Origin of the sequence: Dolichospermum sp. DET69 (genome assembly GCA_017355425.1) — a bacterium.
Taxonomy (GTDB): Bacteria; Cyanobacteriota; Cyanobacteriia; order Cyanobacteriales; family Nostocaceae; genus Dolichospermum.
The window spans coordinates 4,626,262-4,639,467 of record CP070233.1 but is presented as its reverse complement, the minus strand read 5'-3'; the positions used below and the strand labels follow the sequence as shown (position 1 = coordinate 4,639,467).

The 13,206-nt window shown below is 34.8% G+C and carries 7 protein-coding genes and 1 pseudogene; all 8 read right to left on the bottom strand.

Annotated features, from left to right (window positions below):
- Nucleotides 1-445: 445 nt before the first annotated feature.
- Nucleotides 446-808, bottom strand: coding sequence for a phage holin family protein (locus EZY12_21250; GenBank protein QSX67226.1), 363 nt, complete (start codon nucleotides 806-808; stop codon nucleotides 446-448).
- Nucleotides 809-1,502: 694 nt separating this feature from the next.
- Nucleotides 1,503-1,787, bottom strand: coding sequence for a DUF4090 family protein (locus tag EZY12_21245; protein QSX67225.1), 285 nt, complete (start codon nucleotides 1,785-1,787; stop codon nucleotides 1,503-1,505).
- A 225-nt stretch (nucleotides 1,788-2,012) separates the two neighbouring features.
- Entirely contained in the window at nucleotides 2,013-2,267 is a 255-nt protein-coding gene (locus tag EZY12_21240; protein QSX67224.1) for a hypothetical protein, read from the bottom strand.
- Between the two features lie 93 nt (nucleotides 2,268-2,360).
- Nucleotides 2,361-5,369, bottom strand: a complete 3,009-nt coding sequence (gene ppc / locus EZY12_21235; protein ID QSX67223.1) for a phosphoenolpyruvate carboxylase — start codon at nucleotides 5,367-5,369, stop codon at nucleotides 2,361-2,363.
- A gap of 610 nt (nucleotides 5,370-5,979) precedes the next feature.
- Nucleotides 5,980-6,436 (bottom strand): annotated as a pseudogene (locus EZY12_21230) (type II toxin-antitoxin system VapC family toxin).
- Nucleotides 6,437-6,455: 19 nt separating this feature from the next.
- Nucleotides 6,456-6,680 (bottom strand): hypothetical protein, encoded by a 225-nt coding sequence (locus EZY12_21225; GenBank protein ID QSX67222.1) that lies wholly within the window; start codon nucleotides 6,678-6,680, stop codon nucleotides 6,456-6,458.
- Between the two features lie 339 nt (nucleotides 6,681-7,019).
- Nucleotides 7,020-11,900, bottom strand: coding sequence for a DEAD/DEAH box helicase (locus EZY12_21220; protein QSX67221.1), 4,881 nt, complete (start codon nucleotides 11,898-11,900; stop codon nucleotides 7,020-7,022).
- Between the two features lie 316 nt (nucleotides 11,901-12,216).
- Nucleotides 12,217-13,119, bottom strand: coding sequence for an Rpn family recombination-promoting nuclease/putative transposase (locus EZY12_21215; GenBank protein QSX67220.1), 903 nt, complete (start codon nucleotides 13,117-13,119; stop codon nucleotides 12,217-12,219).
- Between the last annotated feature and the right edge of the window lie 87 nt (nucleotides 13,120-13,206).

Here is a 13,206-nt window from a genome sequence, read left to right as displayed (position 1 = left end):
TCGCATGAGATAAACTAGAAGAGTGCGATTTGCTTGCAGCAGCGCTTCGCTATCGCTCCTTCTGTAGAATTATATTTCATTAACCCATCTTTATATAAGTTGAAATTTTTGTCGTTTTATCAGAGTTTCCATATTTCTTTAAAACGATAATGGCAGAATCATCAATGGTATTACAAGAGTTTCAGGATTTAATTCACATAAGCATCTGTGTGGGTAAGTGGTGCGAGTGGTAATAATGCCAGATTATTTACAAATTTACATAGTTAAATCAACAAGATCATAATAAATAGACATCTCCAGAAATGAAATATGCGGTTTCTACAAACCATGCAGAGACATTACATGGAATTACCTTATTTTACTGGAGATGTCTAATAGTGATTTTTGTGTTGGGTTTCACTTTGTACCATTGGGGATATTGCTACAACCCAACCAATAACTATCTTTAAACACCCAATAATTTGTAGATAACGTTATTAACAATAGTTAGAGCAAACGCACCTAAAATAGCACTCCAAATCCCAAAACGTAACCGGAAACCATCTACTAACCAAGCAGCAATACTAAAACAGGCAACAGCAATCATGAATGTGAAGATACCAGATAATAAGTCAAAGGTGGCTAAATTTGGGATCACAAACAAAATCTTGAGAACTGGCTTAACTAGTGCTGTAATAATACCTAAAACTGCGGCGGAAAAAATTGCCTTTTCTGGAGTATCAATTTCAACTCCCAAAGGTAATTTACTAATAATCCACAAGCTCACAGCCGTGACTAACCAAACAATTAACAGCGTCGTAATATCCATTGCCACAACCCCTGAAACGTGAATGTTGATATGACGATAAATACCTGGTTGACTTGGTTTCTTGATCTAAAAATCTTTGTAGCTTAACCAATTATTTACAAATTAGCAGAATTTCTGGCTAGAACTGAAATTTATTCTAGATATCTTTAGGTTTACTTTATTCAAAAAGGGGAAAAGATGCAGCGAAAGAAAAAGAAGTTTTTAGTTTGCTTTTTTATCAAATATGGTAATACAAAAAACAATAAATAAATGCTTTGTATGTTATGGCAGGAAACAGATTTTTGAATGGGCGCAGGCCCTGCGCCCCTACTTCTGGATTTTTAGCAAAAAGTAGAATTATTTCTAGTTAATAAATTTTTTATTGCTTTGTATGTTATGGCAGGAAACAGATTCTTGAATGGGCGCAGGCCCTGCGCCCCTACTTCTGGATTTTTAGCAAAAAGTAGAATTATTTCTAGTTAATAAATTTTTTATTGCTTTGTATGTTATGGCAGGAAACAGATTCTTGAATGGGCGCAGGCCCTGCGCCCCTACATCTGGATTCTTAGCAAAAAGCAGAATTATTTCTAGTTAATAAATTTTTTATTGCTTTGTATGTTATGGCAGGAAACAGATTCTTGAATGGGCGCAGGCCCTGCGCCCCTACATCTGGATTCTTAGCAAAAAGCAGAATTATTTCTAGTTAATAAATTTTTTATTTACCACCATAGAAAAAAGCAACTTCCTTTTCTTTTAAGGGTGCAAAACCAGCTTCAACTAGCTTTCTATCAAGTTCAGGTTGGGGAATGTGTTTAGCACCAATCCGGACAATGCGAGAACGCATGGTATTGGAGACACCACTGCGTTGTCTATTGGCTTCTAAACCCATAACTTGTTCATACAAGTCTAATTTGACTATGGGAATAGGAGAACCATCAAAATCAATTCCTCTATCAATTGCTCTATCAATAGCATCAGCACCAGTGGTTTCAGTAGTCATAGCACGTCATTTTCAAAGATATGGAAATATTTTACCAGGTAACAAGTAACAGGCAATAATTTTCATTAAGAGACTTCCAAATAAAAAAATATCCCAAATTCTCTTGTGGTGCAGGCATCTTGCCTGCTAATAATACAAGGAGGGACCAGATGCCCATCCCACAAGATTGCATCATTTTTTGTGGAATTCTCTAATAACTAATGACTAATGACCAATAACTAATGACTAATAACTCGATTTACGAGTAATTAACCCACCCACAAACGCCCCTAAAATTGTCCCTGTCCACATTCCCGCAGCACTACCTTGCAAACTTGCTCCCGGAGTTACTAAGGCATTACACATCTGTTTAAATCCCCAAGACTGATTTTGACACCTTTGGCTATGCAGCATAACGGTAATTTGTCCACCTATTAAACCACTAAAAAAACCAGAAGAAAGTGCTAAAAATGTACAAATAAGAATGCGTTTTTGAATCATATTAATTAGCGAATATAATAATGTAGAGACGTTCCATGGAACGTCTCTACGATGGTTTTGTTACCTGTTTAATGGTAATTGTCAATTATCAAATCAACCTGTATTTCTCATGCCGGCAGCAATACCGTTAATGGTTAATAATGCCCCTCTGAGTAATTCTCCTTTACTGTAACGAGAGTGAATTACTCCGGTTGTTGGCGCATTTTTAGATTGACGGAGGCGTTTGAGGAGGGAAACTTGGATAAATCCTAAAGGGACAATTGTCCCATTTCTTAATTGTACAGAACGTTGCAATACTGGATCACCATCTAATAGTTTTTCATGTCCAGTGATTTTTAAAACTAAATCTCTAGTCAGAAAAAATTCTCTAGAAATTTGCTCAAAAACTATCTCAAATCGAGGTTTGTCTTCAGGATTAGACAATTCATCAACATAATGACGCGCCATTTCCATGTCTACTTTTGCTAAAGTCATTTCGGCTTTAGAAATCACCATTTTAAAGAATGGCCATTTGAGGTAGAAATAGCGCAGTAATTTGAGATGTTGTTCTGGTTCTGCGTCCAAAAATTCTTGTAAGGCTGTACCAACGCCATACCAAGAAGGTAATAAGAAGCGGGTTTGTGTCCAACTAAATACCCAAGGAATCGCTCGCAAACTGCTTAAATCTTTTTTACCAGATGGACGACGGGCTGGACGAGAACTAATTTGCAATTGGCTGATTTCTTCAATGGGGGTGACTTGATGGAAGAAGTCAATAAAATCAGGTTGCTCATAAATTAGGTTACGATAGTGCTGACGCGACGCATGAGATAACTCTTCCATGATCTCATTCCAAGGTTCAATATCATCAAACCCTGTTCCTAGTAAACTGGCTTGGATTACGGCTGTGGTGATAGTTTCTAGGTGATACAAAGCCAAATCTAACAAGGAGTATTTAGAAGCTAATACTTCCCCTTGTTCGGTAATTTTAATTCGGCCACTAATACTGTGACCTGGTTGGGCTAAAATCGCTTCATGAGCAGGACCGCCACCACGTCCCACAGAACCGCCTCGTCCGTGGAAAATCCGCAGATTTACACCGTAACTTTCAGCGATTTTCTGAAGTGATTTTTGAGCTTTATGAATTTCCCAGTTACTACTTAAAAAACCAGAATCTTTATTACTATCAGAATACCCCAGCATTACTTCTTGTAAGTTAGGATTAAGGGTAGCGATAGACGGGGCTGCTTGTTCTGCGCTGTTGTTAATTGCGGCGTAACCACCAGCCAGCATTGCCCGATATAAAGGCAATTCAAACAGTTCTCGCATCACGTTTCGAGAACGTTGTAAATCTTCCACCGTTTCAAATAAAGGAACGACGCGAATTGTGCCTACCGCAACCACAGGATCAAATAAACTCGATTCTTTGGCTAAGAGTAAAACTTCTAGTACGTCGCTAACTTCGCGGCACATACTAATAATATAAGTTTGACAGATTTTAATGCCAAATTCTTGTTGTAGCGATCGCAAAATTCGGAAAGTTTCAATTACATCGTTGGTTTTTTCCGAAAACGGTAATTCAGCAGGAATCAATGGTCTGCGAGTTTGCAATTCGGAAGTTAACCAAGCTATTCTTTGTTCTTCCGATAATTCATTGTAGGGTTGGGGTAAAAGCTGCAAATATTCGAGAATCTCATTTAACGCGTCAGCATGACGGGATGATTCTTGACGAATATCTAATTGAGTCAAATTAAAATCAAATATTTCTACTTGACAAATCAGATTTTCCAACTCTCGACAACTTAAACCTGTTTGCGTTAAATTGCGTTGAATTAATAACAACTCTGCTAAAAATTCTGTACCCGAACGGTACATAGGTGCATCTTCATTATTTGGCGTTTCCCGATTATATAAAGCCAAATTGCGATCGCGGGTATTTTCCAGCCGTTTAAGAATGTAAGATAATTTTAGGCGATAAGGTTCTTGACGAAAACGCAACGCCAAAGCATCATAAACACCGCTTAACTGCGATTGATCTAACTCCAAAGATTCTAATAAATCTGGCAGTACATCACTCCAGTGCATAGACACACTTAATAATGTCACTAGCTCTTTCACAGACTTAATATATCTCTCGACAACCATTTTTCGTTGATAACAAGCGGTTTTCCAAGTTACTTCCGGTGTGACTGAGGGATTACCATCTCGATCTGAACCTACCCAAGAACCAAAGGAACAAAAATTTGTTGTCGGTGGTTCTAACCAGGGAAAAGTTTCCGCTAGAGAATATTTGAAACGTTTATATAGTTGCGTAATTCCATCAAACAACACTTCTTGGAAGTAGTGAAGGGCATAATCTACTTCATCCAAAACCGTTGGTTTAAACTGATGCAACTCATCAGTACGCCACCACAAGCGAATTTCTTCCAGTAATCTTTCCTTCACCTCCAAGGCTTCCCAAGGATAGCTCCCAGCATGAGATTGAGCCTGATCCATTTTTTGTAAAAGATGGACCACCTGACGCTGTTTATCGCGGATAGTATGACGGACAATCTCCGTCGGGTGTGCAGTGAAAACTAAGCGGATATCCAGTTGAGAAATCAGGCGTTGAATTTGTTGGGGTGGGACATTCAACTTAAATAATAGGGGAAATAAAGCCGCAAAAGTCCCTTTCTGGGGAGTTTCCGAGGTCATTAAGTCGCTACCTATTTCTTTAGTAATAGGTAAATCTTCTTCGCGTTGGTTAGTGGAATAAATGATACTGGGGAAAACACTCTCATCTTGTTCATCCCCATAGCGGTTTAATTGCTGCTTCTGCTCATATTCTTGCTCAATAATATTAATCAACTGAAAATAAAGCGCAAAAGCGCGAGCCGCACGAATTGCTTCATTGATATTCAATTGTTCAATCAATTCCACAGCAGAGGCAGCTTGGTCATTTGTAGCCTGTCCTTCTGGAGAACATAAATCTCGCAGTTGACGTAACAAGTCTACCATTTCTTGACCACATTCTTGACGGAGAACCGACTCCCACAGTTCCTCTACTACCTGTAGACGATGACGCAAGAATAATTCCGAGTGTAGCACTGGAAAATCAATTTTTTCAGCTTTCATAGTTTTCATAATACTCATAAGATACTCAAAACGCCTAATCTACCTTGTTTGAGCATCCAATATCAAGCTGTTAGCTTTTTTCAGGGGCTACTCACAGGTGACTTATCTTACTTTTAACTGTTTTTGATTCATTTTCAGTAGGAAGAGGCAATTAAAATTAACCACTTCACCAAATGCCTACTGGCCATTTTAGGATAAAGTTCGCCTTCACTCAAGAGCAAACAGGAGAAAAGCTATCGCAGGGAACAGGAACGGGGTTGAAAGTCTCTTGGGGTATAGGTTTTCTGGTAAATTTTTTGTCTGAATCAGGATATCCAGGATTTGAGGATGTACAGGATTGTGATTTATAGATTTTTTGTGAATGTTGATAGGATATTTTTTTATATCATTGGGAAATTTCTATTTTGTCTGAATCAGGATAGCCAGGATTTGAGGATGTACAGGATTGTGATTTGTGAATTGTTTGTGACTGTTGATAGGATATTTTTTTCTATTATTGAAAAATTTCTATTTTGTCTGAATCAGGATATCCAGGATTTGAGGATGTACAGGATTGTGATTTATGAACTTATAAATCCCTATTTCCAAATCGTTAAATAATTAAATAATTAAATAATTGTTATTCTAATAAATTATGCCAATTTTCTAAAGGAAAATCCCATGCTTGTTGAATTTTTTGAAAATCTCTATCACAAGAAACTACAATTAGATTATTTTCTATAGCAGTAGCAGCAATCCATAAATCATTTTCACCAATACCAAGATCAGTAATTTTGGTTTTTCTGCGTTTATTTCTTTCCTTTGGTGCAAATTTATTCATAATTTTTGCTTTCAATTTTGCATAAATATGACTAACTTTATCATCTATATCATAAATAGAAATATCTGCTATAAAATCTTCAATAATCATCAAATTCTCGGCTATTTTCTGAGAATTTTCTGCCATATACAGTAATTCTCCCTCGGTTATAGCAGAAATGGCTAAATTAGATTCTCCAACACTTTTAGCATGATCAATAAGGATAGAATCACCAAAAATTAAAAGCACTACAATGGTTAGTATCAAGTAAATACATAAGTATATTATTAATATGATTAAAATTCAGCTATACCACGAGAATCATACACTGCTTGTAAACAATCTTTAAGATCATCACCTTGCCATTTACCAGCATGGCGTAAAATTGATTTACCTGAACCTAGACGTTGAGGAGGTTTTGCTTTTTTAATTTTCATATTTTTAACCATCATCAGCACTTCTGCTATTTCTTCTTCTGTCATTGATTCAATTTCTGTAACCAGTTGTTCTTTAAATGTCATTTTATTTTCTCCTATATTTAATTACTAATATAATATCACAAAAATCAGCATTTTTTGTCAGAATCAGGATATCCAGGATTTGAGGATTTGCAGGATGTTATTGATTAATTTTCTGTTTGTATCAGAATTTAAAGATATTATATAATAATTTAATCTCTATTTTTCATTTTTTTTAGCCAACAAAAAATATCATCCTGTACATCCTATAATCCTGGTTATCCTGATATGGCTAACGCCACGCTTCGCTATCAGACAATAAGACGCAAAGGAAAACCAGAAGTTTAAAAATTACATCCTGTAAATCCTATAATCCTGGTTATCCTGATTCAGACAATATTATCAGACAATTTCATTCAATGCTGGTAAACTATTAACAATCTTGACAGTTTCTAAACTTACTCTCACAATCCTTTTAACTAATTCTACTATATAACGCGGATTTTCTGACCAATGGTTAGGATCATTAATTATGCCACTATCTTTATCTTTGGTGACTTTATACCTTTCCATAATCCATTCTAAGGCTGATTTGCCATTTACTATATATTCGTAGGCTTCTAGGGGAATTTGCGATAGGGTAAGTTTACTATTATAGATGATGATGGTTTTATCTATGCCGTTTTTATTCTTACCAAATACCATTTTTTCGACTCGATAATCTTCATCATTTAAGAATAATTCTTTTTTAAATTCTTCTAATGTGTAAGGTTCTATGGTTTCATAGTTTATATGCCAATATGCTAATTCTCTTCCCGCTTTACTGAATGTCCAAAAATCGGCTGTAAAGGGGATTCGTGGTAACATTTTCTTGAGGTCTGATGCAAAGCGTTGTTTATATTCGGGGGAATGTAATACTCCATAAATGTAATAGAAGATGTCTTCTTTGCTGATGGTTTTGTCTTGATATTTTTGCTGATATTCTTTTAAGATACTATCGGGGATGTTTTCTTTTTTGGTGTATTGTTCTGTGCTTGCTGTTGCAAATAGTGAACCTAGTTCGCTTTGTTTTTCGTAGTTATATAAGGGGAAACATTGACTTGTATGTTGAAAATGTAAATTAGGAATTACATCTGTTATCAAAGCTGAAAAGTCTTTTTGTGCGCCAACTCCAACTACACAAATTACTAAGTTTTTTAAATCTTGATTAGGAAAAAACTTAGGTATTTGGTAAACACAGTTATTTAGATATCTATTAAAATAGTAGAATTGTTTACAAAAAGGACGATACATTCCTTTTGTTACTTCATGTGCATTGAAGATGTGTATTTTCAATTTTCCGCAATCTTCTTTTAGTTCTCTTGTCCAGCTAATTTTTGTTGTATCAGTATCAATAAACTTTTCTACTTGTTTTTTTCTTTGTTCAGCATTAGTTAAATTTTGACCTTTTATATATTGTTTAAAACTTTCGACTTGTTGATTATAAAAATCAATCATTCTGTCCATATTATTAATAACTGATTGAAAAGAAAAATTATAGACCCAAGCATCACGACAACTTATGACACCTCTTGAATATAAATCAAAAATAGTTTTAGAGTTTGCATCTTTCTTATCACCCAAAGAAATAAAACTTTCAAAAATATCATTGCGTTGGTTAATCCAATCATAATTTTGATTAGGTGTTATTTCTTGCCATGTGATACTAGAGATATCAGCAAAATTGTTAATAATACTGAGTTTTTGTTCACGACTTAAATAGTCACCAATATCATGGTAAAAGATTTTAGTTTCTGTTTTTTGATTTGGGTTTTTAACAAGTAGAATAATGGCAATACCAGCTTGACTACCTGAACCAAAAATTTTACCTCCTTCTTCTTTCCAGTTACTAACTCTCATATCACCACGTAAATTGAAACAATATATGCTAGTAAATTCATTTGCTAGACATTTTCTTAGTCCATCAGCAAAAGCTTTATAAATAAATGCTCCATTAGTAACAAAACAAATAATTCCTCTATCTTTAATTCTATCACTAGCCCATCTTAACGCCCTAATTTCTGAACCATAAAGACTATTTCTTAAAGTAGCAGTAGAATATTTTACATAACTATTTCCTATTTTTTCATCTAAATTATCGTATTTGAGATTTTTATTCCCATCATTTTCGTTTTTTTGTCCAGCAGAATAAGGAGGATTACCAATAATCACAGTAATATCCCTTTGCTTTTGATTAATAACCCGTTGATTATTTTCAGGAAAGATACTTTCTAACAAATAACCTTCATTTTCAGACATTTGAAAAGTATCAGTTAAAACAATACCATTAAAAGGTTCATACTTACCACCACTTAAAAAATGATAACTTTCCTCAATATTAATTGCAGCAATATAATAAGCTAATAAAACAATCTCATTTCCATGCAGTTCAGAAGTAAACTTGCGTTGTAAATCTTCCGGTTTAATTAACCCACTTTGTAACAACCGCACGATAAAAGTACCCGTCCCTGTAAACGGATCTAAAACATTAACACCTTCATCACTTAAACCGACTCCAAACTCTTGTTTTAAAGCAAAATCAGCACTTTTAATAATAAAATCTACCACTTCCACAGGAGTATAAACAATTCCCAATCTTTCAACCAACCTGGGAAAAGCCGCACGGAAAAATTTATCATATAATTCAATAATTATCCGCTGTTTTCCTTCTGCATTATCAATACCACTAGCGCGTTCTCGCACACTTTGATAAAACTTTTCTAAAGTCTTTACTTCCTTCTGCAAAGATTGACTTTCCAACAGATCTAACATTCTTTGCATTGTCTGAGAAACAGGATTAAACTTAGTAAATTCGTAACCTTCAAACAAAGCATCAAAAACAGGTTTAGTAATTAAATGTTGGGATAACATTTCAATGGCTTCATCTTCACTGACATTGGGATTAATATTTTGATGTAATCCCGTGATAAACTCATCAAAAACCTGTTTAGCTTCCGATTCTGAATTTGCTAATAAACCCTTAATTCGGGAGGTGTGAGTATCAGCAATTCTCGCTACATCCTTAGCCCAATCTTCCCAATAACGACGATTACCACATTTAACAACAATTTTGGCATAAATCGCATCTCGCCATTCTTCAATGGGAAAATTCAATTCTAATTGTTTGTAAGAACTTCCTTTTTTTGCACTTTGAGAACTTCCATTATTTTCAGTTTTACCTCCCACTCCAACAACAGCAATTTGAGGAGGACGACGTTTATTTAATTCTATCTTATTAACAGTTTCATTAAAGCGCTCATCATGGGAGCGCAAAGCCTGTAATACTGACCAAATTACTTTATATTTTTCATTATCTTTTAAAGCGACATCGGGAGACATATCCGCAGGAATACCAATGGGTAAAATAATATAACCGTACTTTTTCCCCTCCGCTTTTCTCATCACTCTACCAACGGACTGGACCACATCCACCATAGAATTACGGGGTGTGAGAAAGATGACAGCATCTAAAGCAGGAACATCCACACCTTCCGATAAACACCGCGCATTTGATAAAATTCGACAAATATTCCCGCTATTTCCCTCCCTTGTAGGGGGTTCAGCTTTTAACCATTCTAATTTACCATTTCTTTGTAAGGAGTTTTGAGTACCATCTACATGATCTAAATGACAATTTAATAATTCTTCATCATCAGGATTTAATTGTTGATATTGATTAATAATATCAGCGAATAATTTAACAATCTTTTGAGAATCTTTAATGGTGCGAGAAAAAGCAACCGCACGTTTCATGGGGTTGATATCTTCTATATCTTCTCCTTCTGTATCTTTAATTAAACGTTTTGCTAAACCATTCCAACAACCGATAATTTTAACCGCGTCATCTAAATTTAATTCATTATTTGCATCTGCTAATTGTTGTTGAAAAGTTGCACTCACAAATTTTTCATCAACAGCTAACACCATGACTTTATAATCACTTAATAAACCAGTGCTGACAGCTTCACCAAAACTTAACCGATGAAATTCTTTACCATAAATATCTCCATCATCCATTGAACATAAAACTGCATCATTTTCTTGGGCTTGAACTTTTGTATCTTGACTATATATTTTTGGAGTCGCTGTCATATAAAGACGCTTTTTACTTTTGAGAAAATCTTGATTATGGACTTTCACAAAATAAGATTCATCTTCTCCAGAAATAGTTACTCCTGTGGTTCTATGTGCTTCATCACAGATAATTAAATCAAACTCTGGTAAACCTTTTAATTGTGCATCTGATATAGCTTGAATTGATTGATAAGTGGAGAAAATAACGGTTAATTCTGTTTGATTATGTTGATTTTGTAGAGACGTTCCATGGAACGTCTCTATATTGGGGATGTTATTGACATTTTCGGTATTATTTTCACGAATTTTTTGATAGGATTTAATAATATCGTTAGCATTAGTAGTAGGAGGAAAAGCTAAATCATTAATAGTCAAATCTGCAAGATCATCATTTTGACTTTTTTTCTTATTTTTACCCACATTCACATCAGAACAAACTGCGATACTGTGAAAATTAATATCACTTTCAGCAGTCCATTCTCGCAAAGTTTGGGAAAGTAAAGAAATAGAAGGAACTAAAAAGAGAATTAAATTATTTTCTCTAGGGAAATTTTCCGCAATTTTCAAAGCAGTAAAGGTTTTACCAGTACCGCAAGCCATAATTAACTTACCTCTATCACCATTTTTAAACCCTGCGAGGACTTTTTCTAAAGCAGTTTGTTGATGAGGACGAATTTGTTTTTTAGGTTTAAGTTCTAAATTATCAGGATTTTTTAAACTGTATTTATCCCAGTCAACCGGACTATTAGCTAAATCATAAATACTAGCACGAACAACGGGAATTTGTTGATTTGACAAAGCAGATTCAGCATTTTTACTCCACCTATCAGTAGTAGAAATAATCATGCGTTTTTTAAATAAATTCGTTCCTGAAGCAGTAAAAAATGAATCTATATCTGATTTTTCTAAAGTTTGATCTTCTGCATAACATTTACATTGAATCGCACAATAATCGCCAGTATCTCGTTCAATTGCTACTAAATCAATACCTGTATCTGGCATATTTCCCCGTTTAGGAAAATCCATCCACATCCAAACTTCGCTAAAATGCTGTTTGTAAAAGGGATCGGTTTTGAGATATTGCACCATTAATCGTTCAAATTTATCTCCTAAATCACGGGGAGAATTAGCATTTTGTCTAAATTCATCTAAGATTGTGTTGATAGTCATTTTTAGTTTTTTCCTTTTTTGTCAGAATCAGGATTTAGAGGATTTTTTTGGCTAAGATTTTAATCATTAATCCTGTAAATCCTCAAATCCTGGATATCCTGATTCAGACAATATAATAACCACACTCAAGTATAGTTGTAAAGAGTTTATTAGATTATGTTATATTATTTTTTATTGAATTAAATCAAAATATACAAATATAGATAAATTTCGTCAGATTAAGTTTAGTGAATTTGTTAATGCAATCTATAACCAGACTGGGAATAAATTCCCAGTCTCATAGCAAAAGTCATTTTTAAGATGACTCAAAAATTCTCTAATTCTCAGAAACTTCTAAAGTTTGCAACCAAACAACCAAATCATCTAAACTCGCAAAATCTAAAAACACCTCAGTTAAAGCTTCCAATTGCTCCAGAGATAACTTCTCAATCTGCATTTTTAGCTGACTAGGAATTTTCCCAAATCTTTTAGATAACAACCGCAGGATCAGATTTACTTCCCCCTCCTGTTTACCTTGTTGTTTACCTTGCTGTATACCTTGCTGCATACCTAATTCGGTAGCTTCTTCTCTGAGTTCTTCATACAAGCGAGTTTGCTGAAAACTTATGCCTAACATTGCTTCTATCTCCACACGACTTAAACGAATAAACCGATAAGAAATAATCGTGGTAATTATTTCCATTATGCCACGTCTAGCTGCTGGTTCTTGTAACTCCTGCTGACAACGATTGATTAAATATCGTGCTGCTACTGGGGCTTTGTTTTGTTTTAGAGTTGTCAATACCAACAAACTGACATCAAGGGGTAATTCCTCAAATTCTCCCAACTCATCCAAATATACTCGATGAACTTGTTCCGAACTCAAAAGTGCGCGATAGGGGTGAATATCCCCCTGTTCCTTACTCCGAGTTGGATAAATTAACACCGCTTGCCAATCTTGAAAACGTTCCCTATTTCTGTAAAAATAGAGAAATAATTCCCCAAATAACCGCTCATACAGTCGTTCATCTTTTTGAAATTGCACTTCACAAAAATAAACAACACCAGGAGTTTCGGTTTCTGGTGGTAGAAACACCCCGTCAATTTCAAACTTTGGTTCTTTTACTGCTACCGAATCGAAGCGATAATTAGCCGCATTTGCGGGAGGATTTGGCAATAATTCAAACAGTAACGTTGGATATGTTTGAAATAAATAATAGAAAATAGAGTCACGTCGCATATTATAATTGTAATCTATCCTACCTACTCAAAAAAATTCTCCTCTGGATGATTGTTATATACAGCAAAAGAGGGAATTATACAACTT